At 60.6% G+C, this 25,290-nt stretch carries 24 protein-coding genes and 1 pseudogene; 20 read left to right on the top strand and 5 right to left on the bottom strand.

The features are described from left to right. Positions 1-14: 14 nt before the first annotated feature. A complete protein-coding gene (locus QO034_RS18000) occupies positions 15-1,046 on the bottom strand; it encodes a TRAP transporter substrate-binding protein (RefSeq protein ID WP_284486920.1) in 1,032 nt (343 codons plus the stop codon). Positions 1,047-1,213: 167 nt separating this feature from the next. Between QO034_RS18000 and QO034_RS17995 the strand changes: the two genes are divergently transcribed. The 8 genes from QO034_RS17995 to QO034_RS17960 all read left to right on the top strand — a co-directional run bounded on the left by QO034_RS17995 (position 1,214) and on the right by QO034_RS17960 (position 9,637). After that, complete coding sequence (locus QO034_RS17995) at positions 1,214-1,930, top strand: GntR family transcriptional regulator (protein ID WP_284486919.1); 717 nt, start codon at positions 1,214-1,216, stop codon at positions 1,928-1,930. Positions 1,931-2,276: 346 nt separating this feature from the next. After that, positions 2,277-3,146: a MurR/RpiR family transcriptional regulator gene (locus QO034_RS17990; RefSeq protein WP_284486918.1), complete on the top strand. Its 870-nt coding sequence runs from the start codon at positions 2,277-2,279 to the stop codon at positions 3,144-3,146. 260 nt (positions 3,147-3,406) lie between these two features. Then, positions 3,407-5,035, top strand: a complete 1,629-nt coding sequence (locus tag QO034_RS17985; protein ID WP_284486917.1) for an ABC transporter substrate-binding protein — start codon at positions 3,407-3,409, stop codon at positions 5,033-5,035. Between the two features lie 79 nt (positions 5,036-5,114). Next, positions 5,115-6,059 (top strand): ABC transporter permease, encoded by a 945-nt coding sequence (locus QO034_RS17980; RefSeq protein WP_284486916.1) that lies wholly within the window; start codon positions 5,115-5,117, stop codon positions 6,057-6,059. Beyond that, positions 6,056-6,949: an ABC transporter permease gene (locus tag QO034_RS17975; RefSeq protein ID WP_321170025.1), complete on the top strand. Its 894-nt coding sequence runs from the start codon at positions 6,056-6,058 to the stop codon at positions 6,947-6,949. Before QO034_RS17980 ends, QO034_RS17975 begins: the two co-directional genes overlap by 4 nt. Further along, the gene (locus tag QO034_RS17970) at positions 6,946-7,974 is read left to right on the top strand and encodes an ABC transporter ATP-binding protein (RefSeq protein ID WP_284486915.1); all 1,029 of its coding nucleotides are present in this window, start codon (positions 6,946-6,948) and stop codon (positions 7,972-7,974) included. Before QO034_RS17975 ends, QO034_RS17970 begins: the two co-directional genes overlap by 4 nt. Then, entirely contained in the window at positions 7,971-8,945 is a 975-nt protein-coding gene (locus tag QO034_RS17965) for an ABC transporter ATP-binding protein (protein WP_284486914.1), read from the top strand. The genes QO034_RS17970 and QO034_RS17965 overlap by 4 nt, the downstream gene beginning before the upstream one ends. After that, positions 8,945-9,637: an aspartate/glutamate racemase family protein gene (locus QO034_RS17960; RefSeq protein WP_284486913.1), complete on the top strand. Its 693-nt coding sequence runs from the start codon at positions 8,945-8,947 to the stop codon at positions 9,635-9,637. The genes QO034_RS17965 and QO034_RS17960 overlap by 1 nt, the downstream gene beginning before the upstream one ends. A 369-nt stretch (positions 9,638-10,006) precedes the next feature. Here the strand turns inward: QO034_RS17960 and QO034_RS17955 are convergent, their stop codons facing one another. From QO034_RS17955 to QO034_RS17945, 3 genes and pseudogenes are all read right to left on the bottom strand, one after another. After that, positions 10,007-10,426 (bottom strand): YybH family protein, encoded by a 420-nt coding sequence (locus tag QO034_RS17955; protein WP_284486912.1) that lies wholly within the window; start codon positions 10,424-10,426, stop codon positions 10,007-10,009. Positions 10,427-10,540: 114 nt separating this feature from the next. Further along, a complete protein-coding gene (locus tag QO034_RS17950) occupies positions 10,541-11,134 on the bottom strand; it encodes a TetR/AcrR family transcriptional regulator (RefSeq protein WP_284486911.1) in 594 nt (197 codons plus the stop codon). A 163-nt stretch (positions 11,135-11,297) separates the two neighbouring features. Further along, positions 11,298-11,943: pseudogene (locus QO034_RS17945) on the bottom strand (IS6 family transposase). Positions 11,944-12,223: 280 nt separating this feature from the next. On the opposite strand from QO034_RS17945, the gene QO034_RS17940 reads away from it, so the two are divergent. Together QO034_RS17940 and QO034_RS17935 are read left to right on the top strand one after the other, a co-directional pair. Further along, the gene (locus tag QO034_RS17940) at positions 12,224-13,411 is read left to right on the top strand and encodes an efflux RND transporter periplasmic adaptor subunit (protein ID WP_407696783.1); all 1,188 of its coding nucleotides are present in this window, start codon (positions 12,224-12,226) and stop codon (positions 13,409-13,411) included. A gap of 7 nt (positions 13,412-13,418) precedes the next feature. Next, positions 13,419-16,514 carry an efflux RND transporter permease subunit gene (locus QO034_RS17935; protein WP_284486910.1) on the top strand — a complete coding sequence of 1,032 codons (3,096 nt, stop codon included), beginning with the start codon at positions 13,419-13,421 and terminating at the stop codon, positions 16,512-16,514. Between the two features lie 143 nt (positions 16,515-16,657). Here QO034_RS17935 and QO034_RS17930 read toward each other — a convergent pair whose 3' ends face one another. After that, on the bottom strand, positions 16,658-17,470 hold the full coding sequence (locus QO034_RS17930) for a response regulator (RefSeq protein ID WP_284486909.1): 813 nt from the start codon (positions 17,468-17,470) through the stop codon (positions 16,658-16,660). A gap of 163 nt (positions 17,471-17,633) precedes the next feature. Between QO034_RS17930 and QO034_RS17925 the strand changes: the two genes are divergently transcribed. From QO034_RS17925 to QO034_RS17880, 10 genes are all read left to right on the top strand, one after another. Further along, positions 17,634-17,780 carry a NepR family anti-sigma factor gene (locus tag QO034_RS17925; protein WP_284486908.1) on the top strand — a complete coding sequence of 49 codons (147 nt, stop codon included), beginning with the start codon at positions 17,634-17,636 and terminating at the stop codon, positions 17,778-17,780. After that, positions 17,777-18,331, top strand: coding sequence for an RNA polymerase sigma factor (locus QO034_RS17920; protein ID WP_284486907.1), 555 nt, complete (start codon positions 17,777-17,779; stop codon positions 18,329-18,331). Before QO034_RS17925 ends, QO034_RS17920 begins: the two co-directional genes overlap by 4 nt. Before the next feature lie 23 nt (positions 18,332-18,354). Continuing rightward, a complete protein-coding gene (locus QO034_RS17915; RefSeq protein WP_284486906.1) occupies positions 18,355-20,067 on the top strand; it encodes a sensor histidine kinase in 1,713 nt (570 codons plus the stop codon). A 188-nt stretch (positions 20,068-20,255) separates the two neighbouring features. Continuing rightward, a complete protein-coding gene (locus QO034_RS17910) occupies positions 20,256-20,741 on the top strand; it encodes a hypothetical protein (protein WP_284486905.1) in 486 nt (161 codons plus the stop codon). A gap of 68 nt (positions 20,742-20,809) precedes the next feature. Further along, positions 20,810-21,013, top strand: a complete 204-nt coding sequence (locus QO034_RS17905) for a hypothetical protein (protein ID WP_284486904.1) — start codon at positions 20,810-20,812, stop codon at positions 21,011-21,013. Between the two features lie 446 nt (positions 21,014-21,459). Then, on the top strand, positions 21,460-21,621 hold the full coding sequence (locus tag QO034_RS17900; RefSeq protein WP_284486903.1) for a DUF1328 domain-containing protein: 162 nt from the start codon (positions 21,460-21,462) through the stop codon (positions 21,619-21,621). A 204-nt stretch (positions 21,622-21,825) separates the two neighbouring features. Beyond that, a complete protein-coding gene (locus QO034_RS17895) occupies positions 21,826-22,008 on the top strand; it encodes a DUF3008 family protein (protein ID WP_284486902.1) in 183 nt (60 codons plus the stop codon). A gap of 103 nt (positions 22,009-22,111) precedes the next feature. Further along, positions 22,112-22,348, top strand: coding sequence for a hypothetical protein (locus QO034_RS17890; RefSeq protein WP_284486901.1), 237 nt, complete (start codon positions 22,112-22,114; stop codon positions 22,346-22,348). A gap of 402 nt (positions 22,349-22,750) precedes the next feature. After that, positions 22,751-22,948: a CsbD family protein gene (locus QO034_RS17885; RefSeq protein ID WP_284486900.1), complete on the top strand. Its 198-nt coding sequence runs from the start codon at positions 22,751-22,753 to the stop codon at positions 22,946-22,948. A 755-nt stretch (positions 22,949-23,703) separates the two neighbouring features. After that, positions 23,704-24,888 carry a Fic family protein gene (locus QO034_RS17880; RefSeq protein WP_284486899.1) on the top strand — a complete coding sequence of 395 codons (1,185 nt, stop codon included), beginning with the start codon at positions 23,704-23,706 and terminating at the stop codon, positions 24,886-24,888. Positions 24,889-25,290: the final 402 nt, after the last annotated feature.

Below are 25,290 nucleotides of genomic sequence, written 5' to 3'. Positions count from 1 at the left end.
TGTTTCCGAACCTGTCAGGGGGCGGAAGCCGTGAAGCCGCGCGCCGCACCTACGGTATCGTTCCAGATCTTCGTGCAGCCGGGATAGGTTGCTTCGCAGCGGCTGATCCAGTCGGGCAGCACCACGGTAGTAGCTGCATCGCTGACGGCGGTGCGGTCATCGTCCGAAATCTCCACAAGAGTCATGTCGAACGGCGTGCCTTCCGCGCAGCTTTCCTGGCCGGTATTGCATGCAACGGCGTCGTCGTTGATCTCGCTCGCCAGGACCCACTGCTGATCCTCAAGCTTCGCATAAGCGTCGGAAATTGTCGTCCGTTCTTCCTCGGTCAGGCTTTCCCACCAGCCGAGATTGGCGAAGATGCCCTGCACCGACCCGGAAACCGACAGCGGCAACTGATGGGTCGTGACTTCGGGCCAGGCGCCCGAATTCCCCGATGTCGGCGATGTCACGCCGCAATCCGTGACCCCACGCTGAAGCGCGGGGTAAACCTCGCCGAAGTTCAGGGTGACGGGTGTGGCGCCGAAGGATTCAAGCAATGCCGACATCGAGGGCGTGAAGCTGCGGATTTTCAGTCCTGCGAGATCCTCGATCGTCCCGATTTCCGCGTTGCAGTAGAAGATCTGCGGACCGAAGGGCCAAAGCGCGAGCACGGTGGCACCGAAGCGTTCACGCAACCGCGCGTCGAACACATCGCGATAGGCGTCCACGGCGGTTCGAAGGCTCTCCATATCCGGTGAGACGCCGATCAGGTCGAGCCCTTCGAAGAAGGCATCGTCGCGCGCCGCGGTGCCGATCTGGACCGAGGTGATGTTGAATGCATTGTCCGAAACGAGACGGAGCCCGTCGGCCGTGCTCAATCCAAGGCCCTCATAGCTGTTATACTGAACCTTGAACCCGTTTTCATTCAGCGTGGCGATGGCCGCGGCCTCGTTCGGATACTGCTTTGCGGTGGGCAGTATCTGGGTCAGCACACGGGCCGGCGTGTCGGCCACGGCAGCCGATGCGGCCACCACACAAAATGTCGCGGCGATCGTGAGAGTCTTCATGGTTTGTATCCCTGTGTTCTTGAGTTGGTTGTGATTGCATGCATAATACAAATTAGATTCCATTCTTTTATCACTAATATCGTGAAGGTCTTTATGAAAACAATTGATGATCACGGTGCAACATACCGTCTTGATGGGAAGACGAAGAAGAAGGAGGAGGGAAAACGATGACCTCAAGCGTGACGATACCCCGTGCCGCCCTGCACACGCAGGTGGCTGATGCCCTGCGCGATCAGATCGTGCGCGGGAAAATTGCTTCGGGCATGAGACTTAACGAGATCGAGCTGTGCAAGCTCATGGGAATCTCCCGCACACCGTTGCGTGAAGCGATAAAGATCCTCGAGGCGGAAAGCCTGATCGAGATCAGGCCGCACAGGGGCGCCTCGGTGGCCGAAATCAAGACCGAAACACTCAACGAAATTTTCCAGGTTCTTGCGCCCTTGGAACAGCTGGCGCTGGAACTGGCGATGGCTCGCATGAGCGACGAGGAATATAAGCTCGTCCAGGCCACGCATGACAGGATGATGGTCTGTTATCATGCGCAGGACCGCGAAGGATGCTTCCTGAACGATATCGCATTTCACAACCAGATCGTCAGCTTCGCGGGAAATGAAGTGCTTCAGGCAATCCACACGAATCTCATGAACCGCTCCCAGCGGGGAAGGTATTTTGCGCCCAGGTTTTCACAGGTGAAGCTGGACGAGGCGATGGCCGCCCATGAAGAACTGATTTCAGCAATCATGGATCGCAACATTCCGTCTGCTTCACGGATCATGCACGATCATGTCGTTCGAACTGGCGCCTTCGTGCTCGACTCGATTCAATCCATGCACGCGGATCATACGAGAAGAAGCGGAGACGCTTCGGAAGATCCGAACGACTGAGCCTGGAACCACTTTGGAAGGTCTTTACCTCCGGGCGCGTTGTGGCGGCTGTTTCACATGGTCCATCGAGAGGTTTCCGTTGGAAAAGCCGGCCATGAATATAGGTAGTAAGCGCCACCTTGTCGCCTGGGCCATTCGCGAACCGCGAAAGCCCCGGTAATCCCCCATTCCCGAGGCTCTGCGCCAGCCATTCCGGCGCACCCCCCGAACCGAGAATGCCGCGGGAGAAGCCGCCAGCCCAGTCAGATGGCGCCCCGATCATCCGGTCCAAACGATCCGCAATCCGCATCCCCGGACGTCTACGCTCTCTGGTGAAAGCGGCTTCGGCTTGACATCCGTGTCCCGATTGCCGGTCAATGCGTGCATGGAGAATAAGGACCTGGATTCATTTGTTGAGCGGTTGCGCGACGCGCTTGCATCGCTGCGGCCCGCCGAACGGCGGTTGGCGGAGTTTCTGCTCAACTTTCCCGGCGATCTGGCCAGTTACCAGGCGTCCGAACTGGGACAGCTCGCCAAGGTTTCCAACGCGACGGTTACGAGAACGATCCGGAAACTTGGCTACGCGAGCTTCGACGAGGCCCGCCGTCACGTGCGGGCGGAAAGGCAATCGGGTGCCGCGCTTTTCCAGATTTCGTCGCATGCCGACCAGTCCGGGGACCAGGTGGGGATTCATTTCGAACAGGCGATCCACAACATCGGCGAGACCGGAAAGCTCATCGCGGTCAGCGAGATTGACGACCTGGCGAGAGCGATTCTTTCTGCCGGGCAAGTGGCATTCATAGGCTTTCGCGCCAACAGGGGGCTTGCGACCTATGCCAGGTTCCAGGTGGGACAGATCATCAGGCATGCCGTCGATCTGCCGTCACCGGGTCTTACACTGGCCGAACCGCTGTCCGCGCTTCAAATGGGTGACGTGGTTGTGTATTTCGCTCTGCCACGCCGTGTCGCCGACACGCAGACGATTATCGAACAAGTGGGCAAGTGCGGCGCGAGCCTTGCCTATGTCTCTGATGATGCGGTCGACAGAAGGACGGATGTGACCTGGCATTTCCGTTGCAGCACTTTTGCCCCTGGGCCGATTTACAACCACGCTTCGGTGATGGCGCTGATCCATGTCCTGGTCACGCGGGTCGTCGAATTGTCGGGCGAGGAAGGCCGACGCCGCCTGGCGAAGATCGAGGCTCTGCACCGCGTACTCGGCGAACTGGAAAATTGATCCCGATTTTTCAATAGTCTGCGGCGCTATCCGTGCGAGCGGTCGCTGCCGTCGCGCCGGAGCATCGCCCGGCGAGCGGGTCGGGGTTCGTGGCGGGCGAACCGGATTGGGGCGGCCGATTCCGGCAGTCCGGCGGCGGGCATCCGGGCTTGAAAATGAAATTACCATTGCGCAATTTTTAGAAAATGTGTTTTCATAACCGCGAGTCAAAAGCCACTCACGGTTGATTCGCAAAAACGACCATCCAGCAGGAGGAAGAAATGAAACAAGCACTGGTGAGCAAGGTCGCCGTTCTGTGCAGGCCCCTCGCAAAACCGGCGGCGATCACGATCTTGTCGCTGGGCCTGGGTATTGCGGCCCATGCTGAAGGCACGTTGCGGATTGCCATGACGGCATCGGATGTTCCCTTGCCAAACGGGCAGACGGACCAGGGCGCGGAAGGTATGCGGTTCCTGGGGTACCAGGTCTTCGAGGCGCTGGTTGCCTATGATCTGTCGACCGCGGAAAAGCCGGTTACGCTGGCTCCCGGCCTGGCGACAGAATGGTCGACCGACCCGGACGACCGCAGGAAATGGACATTCAAGCTGCGCGACGGGGTGACCTTTCACGACGGCTCCGTTTTTGATGCGAATGCGGTGATCTGGAATCTCGACAAGATCCTGAATCCGGAAGCCGCACAATACGACGAACGGCAATCGGCCCAGGGGCGAGGCCGGGTTCCGACCATCGAAAGCTACCGTGCGGTCGATGACAGCACCGTGGAAATCGTGACGACGATTCCGGATGCGCTTTTCCCGTATCAGATCGCCTGGATCGTGATGTCGTCGCCCGCCGCATATGACGCGGCAGGCAGCTGGGATGAATTCCTCAAGGCGCCCGCGGGCACCGGGCCCTTCAAGGTGGACAGCTACACACCGAGAGAGTCCGCGGTGATGGTGCGCAGCGACGCCTACTGGAACGCCGATCGCATGCCCGAGGTCGACAAGCTGGTGATCCTGCCGGTTCCCGATGCCTCGGCCCGCGTTGCCGCGCTTCGGTCGGGCCAGGTCGACTGGATCGAGTCGCCCCCCGCCGATGCAATCGCCAGCCTGCGTGCCGCCGGTTTCAACATCTCGTCCAACGTCTATCCGCATGTCTGGCCGTGGCATTTCTCGATGCTCGAAGGCTCGCCCTGGGCGGACATTCGTGTGCGCAAGGCCGCGAACCTCGCCATCGACCGCGAAGGCATCAAGGTCTTGCTGGATGGCCTGATGCTGCCCGCCGAAGGCATGGTTCCACCCACGAGCGATTGGTTCGGCACCCCGGAATTCGAGGTGAAATACGACCCCGACGCGGCGCGCGCGTTCATGGCGGAAGCCGGTTACTCTTCTGATAATCCGTTGAATGTGAAGGCGATTATCTCGCCCGGCGGTTCCGGTCAGATGCAACCTATGCTGATGAACGAACTGATCCAGCAAAATCTTGCTGCCATCGGAATCAACGTTGAATTCGATGTGCGCGACTGGAACGCCCTTCTGGCAAACTGGCGTGCGGGTGCTACGGACGCAACGACCAATGGCGCCCATTCGACGAACAGCTCCTATTTCAGCCAGGATCCGTTCACGGCGCTGATGCGGCATATCGACAGCCGGCTGGTTGCGCCCAAGGGAACCAACTGGGGGCATTATGAAAGTGCCGAAGCCGACGGGTTGATCGACCAGATCCGCTCGGAGTTCGACGCCGCAAAGCAGTTGGAAGCGATTCAGCAGCTTCACAAGCATTACGTCGACAATGCGCTGTTTCTCTTCGTTGCGCATGACGTGGGACCGCGTGCAATGGCACCCAATGTCCAGGGATTCGTCCAGGCTCAGAACTGGTTTCAGGATCTGACATCGGTCACAGTCAAGTAAGCAACGTTTGGCCGGGCGCATGATTGTTCTCCCCCAAGTGTGCCCGGCCACCCAGACTTGATCCCGGAGTTGTCCAATAATGTTGCAGTACATCGTAAAACGACTGATTTATGCTGTCCCCGTGGCCTTGGCGGTAAGTGTCATCTGTTTTTCCCTGGTCCAAATCGCCCCGGGCGATCCGCTGGCCGTCGTACTGCCCGCCGATGCAAGCCAGGAGATCATCGACCAGACCAAGGCCCGCTACGGGCTCGACAAGCCGCTGGTCACCCAGTACTTTCTTTGGCTCGGCAACGCATTGACAGGCGATTTCGGCATCTCGATCGCCACCGGCCGGTCGGTATCGGCCGAGATCGCGTCCGCTATCGGGTATTCGCTGGGACTGGCGATCTTCGCGACGCTCATTGCGCTTGTGGTCGGGCTGACATTCGGGCTCGTGGCCGGATACAACATCGGCAAGCCCATCGACAAGATCGCCTCGGCAGTCGCCATTTCGGGCGTTTCGGTCCCCAGCTACTGGCTGGGGGTGGTGCTTGTGGTCATCTTCTCGGTCCATCTCGGCTGGCTGCCCGCCATGGGGGCGGGGATCAACGAGGATGCGGGGCTCTCTGAAAGGCTGTCCTTCATGGTGCTGCCTTCGATTGCCCTGGCCGCCATGCCTGCCGGGATCGTGACGCGGTCGGTGCGGGCGCTTGTGGCTGACGTTCTGACCAAGGAATTCGTGAACGCGTTGCGGGCCAAGGGCCTGAGCGAGTTTCAGATCTTCATTCATGTCACCCGCAACGCCGCGCCCACGGCGCTGACCGTCATCGGGGTGCAACTCGGCTACCTGATGGCCGGCTCCATCCTGGTTGAAACGGTGTTTTCCTGGCCCGGAACGGGCCTGCTGCTGAACAACGCGATCCTGACCCGCGATATCCCGGTGCTGCAAGGAACCACGCTGGTTCTGGCATTGGTGTTCGTTCTGCTGAACCTGGTTGTCGATATCACGCAACCCCTGCTCGACCCGAGGATCAAACGGACATGACCATGATTTCCGAAACCCAGAACAAGGTCCAGCCAGAGGCGCAGGTGCATGTCTCGCGCGGGTATTGGCAGACGGTCTGGCGCAACCTGCGCCGGGATCCGGTGGCGGCCGTCTGCATGATCGTGCTGGCGCTCATCTTTGCCGGAGCCATCTTTGCCCCGCTGCTGACGCGCTACGATCCGGCCGTGGGCAGTATCGTCAGCCGCCTGAAGCCGGTCGGTACCGAAGGCCATATTCTCGGCACTGACGAACAGGGCCGCGACATGCTCACGCGCCTGCTCTACGGCGGCCGCATGTCGCTTCTGATGGGAACGGTGCCAGTGCTTCTGGCGTTGGTCATCGGCGGCTCCCTAGGCACGATCGCGGGCTATTTCGGCGGTCGTCTCAACACCGTCATCATGCGGGCGGCGGATGTTCTCTTTGCCTTTCCGTCCGTCCTTCTTGCCGTGGCAATCGCGGGTGCGCTCGGGGCCGGTGTCGGCAACGCGCTGGTCGCACTGACGATCGTTCTGATTCCGCCGCTGCTGCGCGTGACCGAAAGTGCTGCGACACAGGTGCGCGCGCTCGATTACGTCGAGGCGGCGCAGGCCAGCGGCGCGGGCAGCCTGACGATCATCCGGGTGCATGTCCTGGGCAACATGCTGGGACCGGTCCTGGTCTATTCCACGAGCCTGCTTTCGGTAGCGATCATCATGGCCGCGGGGCTTTCCTTCATCGGACTTGGTGCCAAGCCGCCCACTGCGGAATGGGGTCTGATGCTGAACACGCTGCGCACGGCGATCTATTCGCAGCCGCTGGTGACGATCCTGCCGGGTCTCTTCATCTTCCTGGTCTCTCTTTCCTTCAACCTGCTGTCGGACGGGCTGCGCAGCGCAATGGATGTATCATGAACGATATGACTGCAAACACCGCGACCCCTGGCGGGACACCCAAACTTTCCGTCAGGGAACTGAGCAAGCGGTTCCACGTGTCCGGCGGGGGCCTCATGGGGGGTGAGGCACGGTATGTCCACGCCGTTTCAGACGTCAACTTCAACCTCGACAAAGGCACGACAATCGGGATCGTCGGGGAAAGCGGCTGCGGCAAATCCACGACAGCTCGGCTGATCATGCATCTGATCAATCCCGACTCCGGGAAGATCTCGCTTGACGGCGACCCGGTCGGCGCCGATCCGGCCAGTCTCAAGAAATTCCGCCGGGACGTTCAGATGGTGTTCCAGGACAGTTCGGCATCGCTCAACCCGCGTCTGACCATCGAACAGTCGATCATGTTCGGGGCCACGATACACGGGACGCCGAAGGCTGAGGCGCGCAAGCGCAGCCACTACCTCTTGAACCGGGTGGGGCTGGACCCGGCCCGTTTCGCGGGCCGGTATCCGCACGAACTGTCCGGTGGCCAGCGGCAACGGGTCAACATTGCCCGCGCGCTCGCGGTGCAGCCCAAGGTCGTCATCTTCGACGAGGCGGTCTCGGCCCTGGACAAATCGGTCGAGGCGCAGGTTCTCAACCTGCTCAACGAATTGCGTGAAGAATTCGAACTCAGCTACATCTTCATTTCTCACGACCTGCATGTCGTACGCTATATTTCCGACACGGTGATGGTGATGTACCTTGGCCAGGTTGTGGAATACGGGCCCGTCGAAGATGTCTACAACACACCGCAGCACCCCTACACCAAGGCGCTGCTGTCCTCGATGCTCAGCGTCGATCCGGACGACCGAACCGACGCCGCGCCGATTCAGGGCGACCCGCCCAGTCCGCTGGACTTGCCTTCCGGGTGTTGCTTTTCGCCCAGATGTTCGCATGTCGCGGATATCTGCCGCTCTCTCTCGCCCAGAATTACCGGCACCAGAACCAGGCAGGTGGCCTGTCATCTCGTCGATCCCGCAGCGGGACATCCGGAGTGCGCAACATGAATACCCCAGTTTTGAACGTCCGGGATCTCGTCGTCGAATTCAAAACCGAAGACGGGGCGGTGACAGCGGTCAACAAGGTCGGAATTCAGCTTGGTCAGGGCGAGGTTCTGGGGCTGATCGGTGAATCCGGATCGGGAAAGAGCGTGACCCTGCGCGCGCTGCTTCGGCTCTTGCCGGAACGCAAGTCAAGCATTTCCGGCATTGTCGAGGTGGACGGCAGGAATGTTCTTGAGATGTCGGACAAGGAGCTGCGCGCCTATCGTGGCGGCGAAACCTCGATGATTTTCCAGGAGCCGGCAACCGCCTTCGACCCTGTCTACACGGTGGGTTTCCAGATATCGGAATCGATCCGCAATCACCTGGGCGCGTCAAGGGCCGAAGCCCGCGCGCGGGCGCTGGAACTGCTGAAACTGGTCGGTATCCCGTCGCCCGAGACCCGGCTCGACAATTATCCGCACGAGATGTCGGGCGGCATGCGCCAGCGGGCGATGATCGCCCTCGCGCTGGCGTCTTCGCCGAAACTGCTGCTGGCGGATGAACCGACGACCGCGCTGGATGCCACCGTGCAAATCCAGGTCATTCTGCTCCTGCGGGAACTTCAACGAGACCTGCGCATGGGGGTGATCTTCGTCACCCATGACATCGGCGTGGCGGCGGAAATTTCGGACCAGGTGGCCGTCATGTACGCCGGGCGCATCGTCGAGAACGGCAAGGCGCGGGACGTTCTGAAAACGCCGCATCATCCTTATACCGAGGGCCTGCTGTCTTCGACGGTGCATGGCGCAAAGAAGGGCGAAACTATCGACGCCATTCCCGGCATGCCGCCCAATCTTGCCGACATGCCGCCCGGGTGCGCTTTCGCGCCCCGATGCCGCTATGCCACCGAAATCTGCCACCAGGAAAAACCGGAACTTGAAACCGGTGCGAACGGGCGGCGGGTGGCCTGTTTTCACGCACTCGAGGTCGCCTGATGGCAAGGCGGATCAAGCTGGCGTTGCTCAATCCCAATACCAATGCCGAGACGACCGGGATTATGGCGAAAATCGCGCGAGGCGCCCTGCCGCCGGAGTTCACCGTTTCCGGTCACACGATGGAGCACGGGCCCAAGGTGGTCTCCAACGAAACGGAACTTGCCGCCGCCGCCGAGCAGGTCGTCGAAAGCGCCCGGGTGCTGGAGAAGGACGGCGCCGACGCGATCCTGGTGTCGGGATTCGGCGACCCGGGGGTCAGCGCGCTCAAGGCGGAACTGTCGATTCCGGTCACTGGTATCGCGGAGGCGGGGATGATCTCGGCCGCAAAGAGGGGTCGGAAGTTTTCGATCATCACGACAACGGAACAGTTGAAGGCATCTATCACCCGGCTTGTCGGCCACTACGGCTACACGGATCAGTTTGCCTCGATCAGGATTACCGCCGGTGACATGCGCTCAACCATGGCGAACCTGCAACTTCTCGAGAGCGCATTGATGGCTGCCGCGCGTCTGTGTCTTGAACAGGATGGTGCCGAGGTTCTCCTGATCGGCGGCGGCCCGCTCGCTCCTGCTGCCCGCGAACTGGCCGACAAACTGAGCTATCCGATTGTCGAACCGGTCCGCGCCGGAGCGCTTCTTGCGGGCTTTCGCGCGAAGGAATGGGTTGGCAGAGTCAAGGCGAACCAAGTCTAGGTGGTCAGTTTCGGCGCGCGGTGGATCGGGTCCGGGATGAAACCACCTAGTCGCATGGGCCATTCGCGAACCGCGAGAGCCCCTTTCCCGCGGATTCTACGCGACGCGTTCAAAGACCGCAGGGCCGAAGGCGGTCGTGCGGTTGAGGGATTTGGTGGCGATCTCGTTTTCGATGATTTGGCGGCCGGGATCTCTTGATTGCGGCCCAGCTCCGATGACGGTCTTGTAGCGCCCGATCCGGGCTTCGATCAGGGTCCGTTCGATTAATGGTCGGCGAACTCGTCGTGGGCGGTTGACCGATACGCGGTCGCGAACCGATCGCCCACCATTGCCTCCGGCGGTGCTATGGTTCGCAGGCCGTGGAAGGCTTCACTGTGCCGGAATGGGACTGTTGCTGTTCCAGATGTCCCGGGCAATCTTCCAGCCATTTCCGTCGCCCTGGCGGTAAATGGTAATGTACTTGCCGTTGTCGACCATTGCCGGCCCGCCCGCGACCGGGTTCAGACTGATCGCGTAGCCGCCCCGCTCGAACGCCCAGTCCCCGACGATCCGAACCTCTTCGACATCGAGTTCGAACTGCACCTTGAAGGCGCTCAGGAGGCCGACGAACCATTGCCTGATCCGCTCCTTGCCGACATTTTCAGGGGCATTGGGCGGCATCTGCACACCGTCACCGGCGAATTGGGCCGTCCAGGCCTCCGCATCGCCGGTGTTCAGGGCTCCTACGTGGTTATCGCGCACTAGGTCGATCAATCGAAGCTCGGCGGCATCTCCGTATCGTTCGGTCATCTCGGTCTCCTTCCATGCGACTCGGTGTGTCTTATATTTCGTGATATAATTATTCCATGAAATATATATTTCGTCAATATGGAAGTCGATCAGCGGCGACGGGAGGCGCCGCCGTCAGCTGATCCCCGCATCGGCAAGGGCTTCGGATGCCCTGCGCAGGATCGCAATGTGGAACGCAGCCGACTCCTCAGGTGACAGCCCGCCGTCACGAAGCAGCTTCCACACACAGATACCGCTCAGCGCCATGAGTGCCGCAATCAGTGCATCGTCCGGCCGGTCGGGTTCCATTGCCGTGCGCAGGAGCGCCTTGCGGCTGTCGTCGAGCATCGTCAGGAACTGGTCCAGAGCTTCGACCCTCGTGCGGTCCTGTTCGGCAATCTCGATGCGTGTCCGCCCGCGGGCGTAGAATGCGTGAAGTTCCCGCACCAACTTGCTCAACCGTTCATCCGTGGTCGCGAGGCCCGCAAACAGCGCGGGCGCATCCTCCGGCCGCGGCGGCGCCATTTCGGCCGCCACGTGCTGTCCGCACGCCATCACCAGCGTATTGGTGTCCGGAAAATGCCTGAGGACCGTCGCGGCACCGACCCCGGCGCGGGCGGCGATGTCGTTGAGCGTGGTCGGAACGATCCCCTTTTCATCGTGCAGGGCGACGGCCGCCTGGATGATTCTCTCCCGGGTCTCCTCCTGAGCGGCGGCCCTCTTTTTCATAGTGTATTGTCTTTGCACCATTCTACTTTCTTTACGGAATTTATATTTCGTGTATTGGAAAATTCACGAAATTTACTATCTACCAATGTAGGGTGCCGCGGACCAACCGACCACAAGGAGATGGAAATGAAACGGTTCCGTCGCGAATTTTTGTGACGATTGGTCACAAGCCATTGGCTGGGCTGATATTTCCCGCGAGCGCAGCAAACCGCTCAAAGGCCGTCTGGCCACCTGCGGGAAGCTGATCTTTGCGGATCATGTAGGCTGTCTCGATCCCGGCCAGGGTGCCTGGGCATTTGCGAACGACTTGAAGCCCATCGTCGGCCGGGTCGGCTTCTTGATGAAGCGATGGTCTTGCTCGATGATGTTGTCGAGGTATTTCACCCGCAGCGCGTCGATCAGCCAGAACCGGCCGGTCAGGATTAACGTGATGTCGTTGTTGTTTAGCCCGGCCCCGTTCGCGCCGCTCCTGTCGATCACGGCCTTGTCCGGCCAGCGGTTGGTTCCGATCGTTTTGGCGAAGAACGTGGTCGCCACAGCCTCGCTGCGGTTATCTGACAGCATGAACTCAAGCGTTTGCCCATGACAGATACCACCACTGTCCTCCAACCTTGATACAGGTCTCATCCACGCGCCAGAAGTGACCAACTGCCGCCTTCCGGTTCTGCGCTTCGGCGGCAATCAGTAGAGCATATTTCACCACCCAGCGGTTCGGCGTCGCATGATCGATATCCCCGCTGCGCTTGCCAGGAATTTCTTCCAGATTCCGGTAAGAAGCGGCGTAACGGCGTAACGGCGTAGAAGAACACGGATTTCGGGTAGTGTGCGAAGCCGGCGACGGATCCTCTTGCGAACCTTTGCCATCGCCCGCGAAAGGCCGCTAATCCCGGTTGGTGTGTTCCGGCGGAGCGCCGATAGATCGACCGTCGCGCGGGCGCAGGGGGCCGGATGTGGACGATCCACAGGTGACACCGGGGGAACAAAGCGGCGGTGCGGCTTGCATGGCACGCCCCGGGAAGAGTAGAGAACGGTAAGCGCCCTATTCCGGGTGGTCTGGCGCAGGCTGGATCCAGATCAGGAGTTCGACCCATGAGAAAGCCTTTTGGCGACTTTCCGCTGAAGATGCTTTGTGCCGCAGTGCTGGGCCTTGGCCTTCCGACCGCGTTGATGTCGCAGGGCGCGCCCGGACCGACCCCGGTGACGGTCGTGACCCTGAAGGCGCAGGATGTAACGCTGACCGCCACATTGCCGGGCCGGATCGTGGCATCCGGCGTCGCCGAGGTCCGTCCGCAGGTGTCCGGCATCCTGACCGACCGGATGTTTGACGAAGGCGCGAGCGTGTCCCAGGGCGACACGATGTATCAGATCGACCCGGCGGTATACGAGGCGCATGTCGCCCAGGCCGACGCCGCAGTGGCCCAGGCGCAGGCGAGCGTGAGCGCGACGGAAAAGGAAACGGAACGGGTTCAGGAACTGCTGACACGCAGTGTCGCCAGCCAGCAGGCGCTTGACGATGCGATCGCCGCTCGGGATTCGGCCCGCGCCGCGCTGCTGGTGGCAAAGGCGCAATTGCAGGCGGCGGAGATCGACCTGGAACGGACCACCATTCGCGCCCCGATTTCCGGTGAGGTCGGCCTGTCCCAGGCGACGCGCGGCGCTTTGGTCACGGCCGGACAGGCGGAACCATTGACCGTGATCCGCCAGCTCGACCCCGTCTACCTGGACGTGACCGCGTCGGCGGCGCAGATCATCCGCTGGCGCCGGGGTCAGATATCCGCCGAACTGGGCAGCTCCGACCCGACGGTGACAATGACCCTCGCCGACGGGCTGGGGTATGACTTCACGGGCAAGCTGACCGCTGCCGAACCGCATGTGGACGAAAAGACCGGCGTCGCCGTGTTGCGGATGCAGTTTCCGAACCCCGACCTGATCCTGTTGCCGGGCATGTATGCCCAGGTCGACATGCCCACCGGGATCGCCAAGGATGTTTTCTTGGTCCCGCAGGAAGGCGTCAGCCGCGACCGCCGGGGTCAGGCCGTCGCGCTTTTTGTCGGTGAGAACGACGTGGTCGAAAAACGAATCCTGACGGTTCTGGGAGACCGCGACAATGCGTGGATCGTTTCCGATGGAGTCAGGGATGGGGACCGCCTGATCGTCGCGGGGTTGCAGAAGATCGCGGAAGGCGCGACCGTCGCGCCCAGCGAACGAGCCTCGGAACCGCAGGCCAGCGCCTCCGCCGACCAGGGTACGGCGCCCGCGCCGGCAGCACAGGACTGACTGGCGCATGGCACGCTTTTTCATCGACCGGCCCGTCTTTGCCTGGGTGATCTCGATCATGCTGATCGGGCTGGGGCTCCTGTCCATTCGGTCTCTGCCGGTGGCCCAGTATCCCGAGATCGCGCCACCGACGATCACGGTATCGGCCGTCTATCCGGGCGCATCGGCGCAGACCATCGCGAACACCGTCACCCAGATCATCGAGCAACAGATGACCGGACTGGACGGGCTGCGGTATATCACCTCGTCGTCGACCGCCGCCGGAACCTCGCAGATCACCTTGACATTTGAAACCGGAACCGACCCGGACATCGCGCAGGTCCAGGTGCAGAACAAGCTGAGCGGAGCGACGCCCCTGCTGCCGGAAACGGTCCAGAGACAGGGTGTCAGCGTCGCCAAGTCGGCTTCCGGTTTCCTGATGGTCGTCGCGTTGATATCGACCGACGGCGCGATGGATCAGGTCGATCTCTCCGACTACCTGGTGTCCAACATCGTCGACGAACTCAGCCGCATCGAAGGTGTCGGGGGCGTGCAGGTCTTCGGTGCGCAATATGCGATGCGCATCTGGCTCAACCCGTCCAAACTCGCGGCCTTCCAGTTGACTCCCTCGGACGTGGTCGCCGCGGTCAGCGCCGAAAACGCTCAGGTTTCGGCAGGGTCCTTCGGTGCGCTGCCGGCACCCGAGGGCCAGCAGTTGAACGCAACGATCACCGCCCAGTCGCTGCTGACCACGCCCGAAGATTTCGAACACATCGTGCTGCGCGCCGAGACGGACGGCGGGCTGGTTCTGCTCAAGGATGTGGCGCGGGTCGAGATCGGCGCCGAAAGCTATGATTCCATCGCCAGGTTCGATCGCCAGCCTTCGGCCGGGATGGCGATCCAGCTGGCCCCCGGCGCCAACGCCCTGGACACGGCGGAACGGGTCAAGGCGCGGATCGAGGAATTTGCCGCCTTCTTTCCCGAAGGCGTGGAATACGTCATTCCCTATGACACCACGCCCTTCGTCGAAATCTCGATCGAAGAGGTGATCAAGACCCTGTTCGAGGCAATCGGTCTGGTGTTCCTGGTGATGTTCCTGTTCCTGCAGAACCTGCGGGCGACACTGATCCCGACCCTGGCCGTCCCCGTGGTCCTGATGGGAACCTTCGGAATTCTCGCGGCGCTCGGGTATTCGATCAACACCCTGACGATGCTCGCGATGGTGCTGGCGATCGGATTGCTGGTGGACGATGCGATCGTCGTTGTGGAAAACGTCGAACGCATCATGGAGGAAGAGGGCCTCGACCCGGTCGAAGCCACCCGGAAATCCATGGACCAGATCACCGGCGCCCTGATCGGGATCGCGCTGGTGCTGTCGGCGGTGTTCGTGCCGATGGCGTTCTTCGGCGGTTCGACCGGCGTGATATACCGGCAATTCGCCGTGACCATCGTGTCGGCGATGGGCCTGTCGGTGGTGGTGGCCCTGACGCTCACGCCGGCTCTTTGCGCGACGATGCTTCGGCGATCCGATGTCGACCACAAGACGCGCGGCCTCTTCGGGTGGTTCAATGCCGGGTTTGACCGGCTTCTGGGCGGTTACGCGGGATCGGTCGGCTGGATCATCCGGCGGCCTTTGCGCATGGGCCTGATCTACCTTCTGATCGGTGGCATGATGGCGGGCCTGTTCATGCGCACGCCCACCGGGTTTCTTCCGGACGAGGACCAGGGCATTCTGTTCACCCTGATCCAGGGTCCGACCGGAGCTACCGCCGAACGCACGTTGGACGTCGTGCGGCAGGTGGAGGACTATTTTCTCGAAACCGAACAGGAAAACGTCGAGTCCATGTTCGGCGTCGTCGGATTCAGCTTTGCCGGTCAGGGTCAGAACATGGGGATCGCCTTTGTCCAGTTGAAGGACTGGAAGGAACGGACCCGTGCGGATCAAAGCGTGCAGGCGATTGCCGGACGGGCCTTTGGCCGGTTCAGCCAGATCCAGGATGCGATGGTGTTTCCGATCGTGCCTCCTCCGGTCATCGAACTGGGCAATGTCAGCGGCTTTGACTTTTTCCTTCAGGCCCGCAATGCGCAGACCCACGAAGAACTGCTGGCTGCCCGGAACCAGCTTCTGGGCATGGCCGCGCAAAGCCCGATAATCGGGTCCGCGCGGCCCAACGGGCTGGAAGATGCGGCGCAGTTCAATCTGGACATCGATTGGCGCGCTGCCGGTTCCATGGGCCTGAGCGCGACCGATGTCGGCAATCTTCTGTCCGTCGCCTGGGCCGGGCGCTATGTGAACGACTTTCTCAACCAGGGTCAGATCAAGCGGGTCTATGTCCAGGGCGATGCCGAATACCGGTCCTCGCCCGAAGACCTGGAACAGTGGCGGATGCGCAACAACAGCGGTGGGCTGGTGCCGTTCTCGAACTTCACGAAAGCGCAGTGGCAGCTCGGCCCGCAGGGGCTCAGCCGATACAACGGCGTTCCGGCGATGCAGATTCAGGGCACCCCGGCCCCGTCCGCCACGACCGGCGAGGCGATGGCCGAGATGGAGCGGCTGGCCGACCAGCTTCCGGCAGGGTTCAGCCTGAGCTGGACCGGCCTGTCGCTTGAGGAACGGGAATCGGGCAATCAGGCGCCGATGCTCTATGCCCTGTCGCTGATGGCGGTGTTCCTGTGCCTTGCGGCGCTTTACGAAAGCTGGGCGATTCCCTTCGCGGTCATGCTCGCCATGCCGATTGGGGTGTTCGGCGCGCTGGTCGGGGCCTGGATCGGCGGGTTCGAGAACGGTGTGTTCTTTCAGGTCGCGCTGCTGACGGTGATCGGACTGACCGGCAAGAACGCGATCCTGATTGTCGAATTCGCCCGAGACAGGGTCGAAGCCGGCGAGGAACTCTATGCGGCGGTCAAGGACGCCGCCCGGCAGCGGTTCCGGCCGATCTTGATGACATCCATGGCGTTTTCACTGGGTGTCCTGCCTCTGGTCCTGTCGAGCGGCGCGGGTTCGGGCGGGCGCACCGCCATCGGGTCCGGGGTCCTGGGCGGCACGATTTCCGCCACGGTGCTGGGGGTGCTGTTCGTGCCGCTGTTCTTCGTGGTGATCCGCAAGTTGACCCGCAAGGGCTGAAGCGGTCCCGACGGTGCGGGCGGTCCGATTTGCGGACAATCCCGCTGCCGGCCGACCGCCGCGGCGCAATGATGCGGCCGGAGAGCCGTCACATCGTCAATACCGGGGTCAATGCGAGTTGAACCGGGAACACCCTTTCGGCGTCAGTTTCCCAAGCCTTCCGTGCTTGCAAAGAACATCGCCTGACTTATGGCCGAACGCACCTGGTCTTCGGTATAGGGCTTGGCGATCAGGAAAGCAGGTTCCGGGCGTTCGCCAGTCAGCAGCCGTTCCGGGAAAGCGGTGATGAAGATCACCGGCCTGTCGCCGTGATCGCGCAGAATGGTGTTCACGGCATCAATTCCCGAAGACTTGTCCGCCAATTGAATGTCGGCCAGGACAAGATCGGGAAGATGTTTCGCTGCCAGGCTTTCGGCGCCATCTCGGGTGCGGGCTACGCCGGTGACGTTGTGTCCCATCCGTTCGACGATCATGGAGATATCCATCGCGATAATCGCCTCGTCCTCGATGATGAGCACATCGCCACGCAGTCCGCTGGACATTTCCCGGCGCGCGATTTCCACCATTTCGGCAGCCTCAAGCGCGGAAAGATCCATGATCTGGCCGATCTCCTCGTTGCTGAAGCCTTCTATGGTGTTGAGCAGCAGCGCCTCTCGGGTGTTTCTTGTAAGGCCGTCCAGTCGTGTCTGGGTCCGCGCTTCGAGCGTTCCTTCTTCCGGGCGTTCCACAGGCGAGCCGGAAGTTGCCCATATGATGTTGAAAGTCCGAAACAGCGCGACCTTGGGGGAAAGACCCGCGCGCATGATGTCCCGGTCCGCCAGGATCGCTTCGAGCGTGGCGGCAGCGTAGCGGTCGCCGGTGTCCTGCCGGCCAGTCAGGGCCCGCGCGTAACGGCGCAGGTAAGGCAACTCGTTGCCTATGACTGCCGCGAGATCCCGGCCGGTCGTTTCACTCATGGCGTCCTCTCTACGAGAATTGGCGTTCATGGAACCAAACGCTCCCAAAAGGCGTTTGGTTTCATGGGTGGGCGAGAATATGATGCCTGCACGGAAAACAAATCACAGCGTCAAGACGAGCACAATGGCTGAGAATCGTAGAACCGCGGCTTTGGATGAACAGGTGGCAAGAAACCTCCGACGTATCTACCAGGAAACCGCGGATGAGCCAGTTCCCGGCCGGCTGCTCGAACTGCTGGAGAAATTGCGCGCTCAGGATCAGGAAGAGACCAGCGACAATTCGAACAGGCAGGACGGGAGCGCCGAGTGACCGAACATTCCGATCCCCGGAACGAGCTGGTTGATCACCTGCCCGCGATGCGCGCCTTTGCCATGAGCCTGTCCAGAAATGCGGCGACGGCGGATGATCTGGTTCAGGATGCGATCGTCAAGGCCTGGAGCAACCTGGACAAGTTCGAGCCCGGCACAAACCTGCGCGCCTGGCTGTTCACCATTCTGCGCAACACCTATTATTCCCAGTTCCGCAAGCGCCGACACGAGGTCGAAGACCCCGAGGGCGCGCACGCCGCAACCTTGTCGGAACAGCCGCGTCATGACGGGCGTCTGGCGGTCCGGGACTTCCGTTCCGCCTTCCGGGAACTGACCGACGAACAGCGCGAGGCGTTGGTTCTGGTCGGCGTGGAGGGGTTTTCCTACCAGGAAGCCGCCGAGATGTGCGGTTGTGCCGTCGGCACGGTCAAAAGCCGTATCAACCGGGCGCGCAAGCGGCTTGCGGAACTGATGGACCTGGAAGAAGACGGCGTTCTGGGCATCACCGATGCGACGACGGCAGAGGTCCATTCCGCTACCAGGGCGATATGACAAGCCGCCGGAAAGACGCCCGCTTGCCACCGCTGATCATTTCGGGCCTGACCCTGCGACTGGTCTTCGTGCTGAGCCTTGCGGTCCTGCCGCTCGGTCTGGTTTCCGTATATCAGTACCGGCATATCCTGCGCGAGAGCCAGGCACTGTCCGAAGCCAGTCTGATGGACCGGACACGCCAGGCCGGGGCAAGAGCGCGCGCCCTGATCGAGCGCAGTTCCGGTGTTGCCGAGGCGCTGGCGGAGGTGATCTCGACACTGCGAAAAGGGCACGGCAATTGCGACGATCCCCTGAGGCTTCTGGTTGAATCGAATGCCGAGTTTTCCTTTGCGGGATACATCGATGCGGAGGGCGCCCTGCTGTGCGCCTCGGACGGATCGCGGGACAGGATTGCCGACACGGACTTATTCAGGCAACTGAACCTGTCCGGTGGCAGGGACTTGCACACCGGGCCCAACCCGGCGGCGGACGGAACGACCGTGTTCAGCATCACGGTTCCGGTGGTGCATGGCGAAGGGCACGGTTTCATCCTGATCGCGATACCAGTCGAGGAGGCCAACGAACTGCTCGCTGTGCCCGGACAGGACGTGGATCTCGTGCTGTTCGAGCCCGGCGGAAACATCCTTGCGACGGAACAGTTCTCGGAAACCCGTCGCAATGTGTTGCCGGCCGGGCGTCCGCTGGCCGATCTGGCGATGCCTGTGGGCTATACATTCCGGGGCAAGAACCACTACGGAGCATCGCGCGATTTCGCGGTGGTTCCGATTCTGGAGGGCCGCGTTTATGTCCTTGGAAGCTGGCCGACGGTGGACAACAGCTATGCGGCGTTGGCCTGGCGCAACCTCGGGCCATATTTTCCTGCGCTGATCTGGTTGATCTCCGTTGCCGTCGCGGCCGTCGGGCTGCATCGGATGGTGATCCGCCATATCAACCGGCTGCGCCAGTGGATGCGGCTTTATTCGGACCACAGGATAGATTTCGAGAACGCGCGGCTGGACCGGGCGCCGGAAGAACTGGAAGCCTTTGCCGACACCTTCCGCAGAATGACCCGCCGGATCGCCGAACAGGAGCGTTTGCGCGAGGAAGATCTGGCGGAAAAGACGATGCTGCTGCGCGAGGTCCATCACCGGGTGAAGAACAATCTCCAGGTCATTTCGAGCATCATGAACATGCAGGCCCGAAGCGCACGGCACGCCGAAACCAAGCGTGTGATCGGTCAGTTGCAGGACCGGGTGATGGCGCTGGCCTCGATCCACCGCCAGCTTTACCTGTCAAACAAACTGTCGGCGATTCGGGCGGACGAATTGCTGAAGGACATCGTGAGCAACCTGGTGGCGATCGGGAATGTCGATGGCCGGGGGAACCAGGTGATGGTGTCGACCCATTTTGATCCGGTGGTGATCGTTCCCGAGCAATCGATGCCGCTGTCACTGCTTTTGACCGAGGCCGTGACAAACGCGGTGAAATACTGCGATGCACCCGAGGGCGAAGATTGCTGGATCGACGTGGCGCTGCATTCGCATGAAGACGGGCGGATTTTCATGAGCGTGGTCAATTCCTGTGCGAACAAGGAAGAAGACACTTTGGAATCAGGCGAAACCGGCTTGGGCATCAGCCTGATCGAGACCTTTGCCACCCAGCTCGACGCAACGCTGGAGCACGGCCGGAAGGACGATCGCTATGAGCTCCACGTGACCTTCCTGCTGGCGCAGGTCGGAGACGACCCCGGCGCATGAAGGCTCCCGGCCATTCGGGAGGCGTCACCGCAGACACCGGCGGCGATGGTCCTTCCGGGGCCCATTGCGGCCTTTGGCGATTTTCCGCCGAAGTCCGGCCCGGTTGGCCGCGCAACGGAACGAAACCGGGCTTCATGCGTTCTCTCTTCGCACCCCATGACGGGGGGCGTGAGTGAGGAGAACGAACAATGGCACATCTGATCAGAAATTCCGTTCTGGCCGCAGGTATTGCGACTGCCGTGGTGGCGGAGACAGAAGTTTCCAAGATCGACGTCGAGGCCGATCTGTCGGCGATCGAGACATACGAAGCCGCGGGAGCCTGGAAGAGCCTTGAAGTCGATCTCGAAACCGCCATCGCGGAAAGATTGGTGACACGGATCGCCGATGAGGATGCCGATGCCGCCGAAATCGAGGTGGATATCGACGAGGTCGCCCTGGCGAACAATTTCGAGGCGGCGCTTGGAATCGGTTCCTGGTCGATCGTCGGCGACGTGGACATCGACATGCCGGATCCGAGCAAGGACGAGAATTACACGCTGACCGTCACCACGGATCAGCTGGACGCCTACTACCCCGAAGGCACGAATACCTCGACCCTGACCGTTGAGAGCGATGCATTCTATACGGCCGTGATTTCCGCCTTTGCCGACAATGTCGCATCGAAGCTGAATTAGACAGGCACCCGTTCAGGGACTTGCCACGCGCGAAGCCGCAGTTTGATCCAGGAGAAAGGATGAAGGACATGAAACTCAAATCGCTATTGCCCGCGCTCGGGCTTCTCGGCGGCCTTGCCGCTTGCGGAGACACCACGGGGGAACAGGTTTTGTACGGCGCCGGGGCCGGTGCCGCCGGCTCGGCCCTTCTGAACGGCAATATCGTCACCGGCGCTGCGGTTGGCGCGGCCGGGAACCTGATCTATTGCAATGAAAATCCGGGCAAGTGCTGACCGGCTGGAACGTGACCAGCCAAGTCGGATCGAGAACGCGGTCGGGAAAATTCCGGAACGGACGGGCCGAGCGCCCTTTTTCATAACAAGCAAAAAGGGGTCGCGTCGGCCGATTTCGACCGGATGCGCACTGCCTTTCGTCAATCTGGCCCGAAGCCCGGCAAAGGCTCCGGGCCAGATCAAACGCCGCAGCGCGGTGTTTTCTGTTCATCCGACTATTTTCGGCCCGCCGCGAAACCGAGCAGAAAGCCGAGTCCGATGGCCAGACCAACAGCCATCGCAGGTTGTTCGCGAACCGCGCCGGAGGCCTGATTGCCAACCTCCTGCGCCTTCGGGGAATCGCGCGCGCTTTCCAGGGCGGACAGAAGAAAATTCTCGCCGCATGGAACCATCTTCGCGTTGCTCGCGTTGATCGTGCAGGCAACCAAATGCGAAAGGAATGAAACATGCTGTACTGGGCATTGACGTTTTTCATCATCGCCATCATCGCAGGCGTTCTGGGGTTTGGTGGCATTGCCTCGGCATCCGCCGGAATTGCGCAGATTATCTTCATAATCTTCCTGGTGTTGTTCATGGTCGCGCTCGTGGCGCGGGCGGCGCGGCGCTGAACAAGCTGCCGTCCAACGCGCACCGGCGCGTTTTCCGAGACGCCGATAAAGGCCGAAACGCTTCGCGCGTATCCGTCCCGGACACTGTCGAGCGTGCGCGCGAAGCTCTGTCAGACAGGATCGCCGAGATCACGGGCGCCGGCCTGATCGAAAACCGGAAACGACCCCGGTGCATGCTTCTCAAGACAAGAGAGGTCACAGAAAATGCCTGCAACATCCAGACCCCAGCAGAAAGCGGCCGGCGCCGCACTGTCCGCGAAGCGCGGCGAAACGAAGAAATCCGACTTGGTCGGCGCATCCAAAGATATGTACGAGACCATGACCGAAAGGGAGCTGGAAGACCTCGCTTCCACAGATCGGCAAGGCCTTCCCGACAAGAAAGGCTGACGGTCCTGTCGTCCGCGCCGCTTGCCTTTCGGCGCCGGAGGGAACCATTCGCGCGGCCGCGCGTTTTGCCATCGTGGTCCATGACAAGAAAAGGAGCATTCCGATGTTTGCCCCCCTTCGTACCCTGATGATCGCGCTTTGGGCGGCTTGTCTCGCGGGTGGAGCGGTGATCCTGTTTCTCAGTCTCGGTTGGGTGAGCTGGCCGTCCTTCGTCGCGGCGGGCGCCCTGGGTCTCCTGATCGGTGTCCCCGCCGGACTGTGGAGCGCCCGCGCCATCAAGCGGGAAGATCCGAACTGGCCCCCAAGACGGCGTCGCCCCCAACGCAGGCAGCGGTCCTGAGCGACACGGATGTTGCGCGAATGCGCGTCGTCCAATGGTCAGGCAAACTCTGCGTGGCGCTTCCGAACCGAAATGATTTCAAAAGGAGAATTCGGATGCACGGAATCATCTATCTCGTTGGTCTCGTGGTCGTCGTCCTGGCGATCCTGTCCTTCCTGGGGCTTGGATGACCCCGGCGATTAATCCGATCAACGGCAAAAGGCTGACCGATCGAGCCGAAGCGCCGAGCGGCGCGTCGAAGCCATGGTCACGACGTACGGCGCTGGTTCCCGGATCGGACATGTCCGGGCAACCGCAGCGGAATTTCGCCGAGGTTCCGGCGACCTGCGAATTTCGGCGGGAACTCCTGCGCGTTGGTGCGCGTTGACCGAATACTGAAACCATCAACGAAAGGAATTCGCAATGAATTGGGACCAGATCGAAGGCAACTGGAAGCAGATCAAGGGCAAGGCCCAGAGCAAATGGGGCGACCTGACCGATGACGATCTGGATCGCGTGGAAGGCCGACGCGAAGAGATCGTCGGGCTGCTGCAAGAGAAATACGGCAAGGCGCGGGAGGAGGCCGAACGGCAAGTCGACGATTGGTCGCGCGCGCTCTGACGCCGGCGCGGGCGGATTGGCGGCAATCGTCACACAGGTTCGCCGACGTGATTGCATGGAAAGGGCAAGGGGGTCATCCGCCCTTGCCCTTGTGGATTCCGGCCGTTGAGAATTTTGCGGAACCAATGGCGGACAGCGGCTTCAAGACCAAACCGTCGCGCGGAGCCCGTGGCGCTTGCGTCTACCGCTTAGTTCGAGGTGCTACCGGAAAACATGGCCGACCGGGGCTATGGCGAAGAATACTTCGTGGTGCCGGTGCTGGTCGCCCGGCGGATGGCTCGCCGTGTTAGGTCTCTCCCGACGTTCGAACAGCAAGGCCAAGCCAGAAACCGCCAAGCTGACCGACGGGTGTCGCCTCTGGCCGGACGATCCAGGAAGCGGGAGTTCAGGGGCACAATGACGGTCAGGAGTGATCCGACTCTGGGCGGTTGCCTGGGCAGATTTTCCTGAGGGGCGGCTGCCACGGCACAGAGTATATCTTGCCAGGAAGTTATGGTGCCCAGGAGACGTTGCAAACCCTTTGCATCCGCCAAACTTTATTGTTTGATATCAGTATTTTATTCGGATTGAATGAATGCAATGTTGCGGGATCTGTTGCGGGATTTTGGCAGCCAATCGCTTGTGGCTCAATCCGGGGCAGTTTTGATTTACAAGAGGACTTGAGGCAACCACATGCTTGTCAAGTTGCCTTGAGGCTCACAGGGGGGCGAAAATGATTGACAAAGCTCTTTGAGTAGCGCAAGGGATACTCATCAATGCTTCTGAATCACATGCCGCTCGATTCGAGACACAAAGCGAGAAGTAGTATGCGCTTGCCGTTGAACCACTACAGTTTTGATAAGAACGTCGATTATCACTATGATCAGTTTCCGCCTACTTCTTTGGACTATGAGCGGCTTTTCGTTCCGATGGGAGATGCGCGAGCCGCTTTAGCTAGATACGACCAAACACTCTTGGGGCTTCACAACAGTGAATTTCTTGTCAGCCCGCTGCGCAGCCAAGAAGCCGTTGTCTCGTCTCGTATGGAGGGAACGATATCAACGATTGACGAGGTGTTGCGATATGAAGCGGATTCTGACGACGATGTTGGTCCGACAGATGTGCGACCAACAACCTTGGAAGTTGCGCTCTACGCCGCTGCGCTGAAAAGGTCACAGAGAAGTGTCGAGGATGGATATCCCATAAGCGAACATTTAATACGCTCCGCGCATAAGACCTTGCTAGGGTTCGGACGCGGTGCAACAAAAAACCCGGGAGAGTACAAGTCGGAGCAAAACTACGTCGGTGACGATGCAAGGCGGGAGGTTTACTTTACACCAATTTCGCCGGAACAGTTGCCTCCATCCATGGAGAATTTGGTCGCATTCATCAATGGAAACACGCTACCGCACCTGCTCGGTGTCGCAATATCTCATGTGGAGTTTGAAGCGCTACATCCGTTCAATGATGGGAACGGTAGAATCGGGCGGATGCTGATTACACTCTCGCTTTGGAACAAGGGTCTCATCAGCAAGCCACATTTCTATATCAGCGCATTCTTTGAAGAGCGAAAAGCAGAGTATATAGAGCGCATGCGCCAAGTCTCAGCATCGGGAGATTGGACCGGTTGGTGTGAATTTTTTCTTGAAGCCATTGCAGAACAGGCAGAAAGGAACTTGACAACGGCAAAGTCCATCACCGACCTTTACGAAGAAATGAAACCGGTGTTTAGAGAAACTCTAAATTCCCAATGGTCTACCTTTGCACAAGACTTCATCTTCAAGAATCCCGTGTTCCGAAACAATCGCTTCACAACACGCGGCGGCATTCCGAAGCCCACTGCTGTTCGCCTATCTCGCGCTCTAGTGGACGCAGGTCTTCTCATTGAGATCGAGGCAGCGTCAGGCCGTCGGGCAGCACTCTATGCTTTCGAACCTCTCATTCGCCTAATCCGTACGTAAAGCCCTGTATCCAGATGCGTTTGCAACCTGGGGCAAACCTCACAATGTTGCGGGAATCGGTGCGGGAAATCGTAGCGAAATCCAACCCAGGTAAAAAAGTGCATCTAAATCAATGACTTATGGGTAAGCGTGGTGCCCAGGAGAGGCGGAAAACCAAACCAACCCCTGTAAAAACACAATAGATCACAATGTGTTAGCCGATCGGAGAATTGCGATGTGTCCCAAGCGGTGACCTGAATGTGTCCTAAGGTCGGGTCAACGTCAAGAAGAGCTTCGTCATTTGTCAATCGGCATTGAACTTTGACCCCTTATCGGCGTCCAATATTGACCCCCTTTTGCTGAGCAGGCCCGGCGCTGCGTAGCCCTCACATAGCGCAGCGGCGGCGGGCCTGCGGGGTTTCG

The sequence above is a fragment of the Sedimentitalea xiamensis genome, assembly GCF_030164465.1.
Lineage (GTDB): Bacteria > Pseudomonadota > Alphaproteobacteria > Rhodobacterales > Rhodobacteraceae > Sedimentitalea > Sedimentitalea xiamensis.
Note: the sequence above shows the minus strand (reverse complement) of the source record. Positions and strands in the feature narration are given on the sequence as shown.

Excerpts from the sequence above, each read along its gene's own strand:
- QO034_RS18000 (WP_284486920.1), bottom strand. The coding sequence starts at position 1,046 with ATGAAGACTCTCACGATCGCCGCGACATTTTGTGTGGTGGCCGCATCG.
- QO034_RS17995 (WP_284486919.1), top strand. The coding sequence starts at position 1,214 with ATGACCTCAAGCGTGACGATACCCCGTGCCGCCCTGCACACGCAGGTG.
- QO034_RS17985 (WP_284486917.1), top strand. The coding sequence starts at position 3,407 with ATGAAACAAGCACTGGTGAGCAAGGTCGCCGTTCTGTGCAGGCCCCTC.
- QO034_RS17980 (WP_284486916.1), top strand. The coding sequence starts at position 5,115 with ATGTTGCAGTACATCGTAAAACGACTGATTTATGCTGTCCCCGTGGCC.
- QO034_RS17975 (WP_321170025.1), top strand. The coding sequence starts at position 6,056 with ATGACCATGATTTCCGAAACCCAGAACAAGGTCCAGCCAGAGGCGCAG.
- QO034_RS17970 (WP_284486915.1), top strand. The coding sequence starts at position 6,946 with ATGAACGATATGACTGCAAACACCGCGACCCCTGGCGGGACACCCAAA.
- QO034_RS17965 (WP_284486914.1), top strand. The coding sequence starts at position 7,971 with ATGAATACCCCAGTTTTGAACGTCCGGGATCTCGTCGTCGAATTCAAA.
- QO034_RS17960 (WP_284486913.1), top strand. The coding sequence starts at position 8,945 with ATGGCAAGGCGGATCAAGCTGGCGTTGCTCAATCCCAATACCAATGCC.
- QO034_RS17955 (WP_284486912.1), bottom strand. The coding sequence starts at position 10,426 with ATGACCGAACGATACGGAGATGCCGCCGAGCTTCGATTGATCGACCTA.
- QO034_RS17950 (WP_284486911.1), bottom strand. The coding sequence starts at position 11,134 with ATGAAAAAGAGGGCCGCCGCTCAGGAGGAGACCCGGGAGAGAATCATC.
- QO034_RS17940 (WP_407696783.1), top strand. The coding sequence starts at position 12,224 with ATGAGAAAGCCTTTTGGCGACTTTCCGCTGAAGATGCTTTGTGCCGCA.
- QO034_RS17935 (WP_284486910.1), top strand. The coding sequence starts at position 13,419 with ATGGCACGCTTTTTCATCGACCGGCCCGTCTTTGCCTGGGTGATCTCG.
- QO034_RS17930 (WP_284486909.1), bottom strand. The coding sequence starts at position 17,470 with ATGAGTGAAACGACCGGCCGGGATCTCGCGGCAGTCATAGGCAACGAG.
- QO034_RS17910 (WP_284486905.1), top strand. The coding sequence starts at position 20,256 with ATGGCACATCTGATCAGAAATTCCGTTCTGGCCGCAGGTATTGCGACT.
- QO034_RS17905 (WP_284486904.1), top strand. The coding sequence starts at position 20,810 with ATGAAACTCAAATCGCTATTGCCCGCGCTCGGGCTTCTCGGCGGCCTT.
- QO034_RS17900 (WP_284486903.1), top strand. The coding sequence starts at position 21,460 with ATGCTGTACTGGGCATTGACGTTTTTCATCATCGCCATCATCGCAGGC.
- QO034_RS17895 (WP_284486902.1), top strand. The coding sequence starts at position 21,826 with ATGCCTGCAACATCCAGACCCCAGCAGAAAGCGGCCGGCGCCGCACTG.
- QO034_RS17890 (WP_284486901.1), top strand. The coding sequence starts at position 22,112 with ATGTTTGCCCCCCTTCGTACCCTGATGATCGCGCTTTGGGCGGCTTGT.
- QO034_RS17885 (WP_284486900.1), top strand. The coding sequence starts at position 22,751 with ATGAATTGGGACCAGATCGAAGGCAACTGGAAGCAGATCAAGGGCAAG.
- QO034_RS17880 (WP_284486899.1), top strand. The coding sequence starts at position 23,704 with ATGCTTCTGAATCACATGCCGCTCGATTCGAGACACAAAGCGAGAAGT.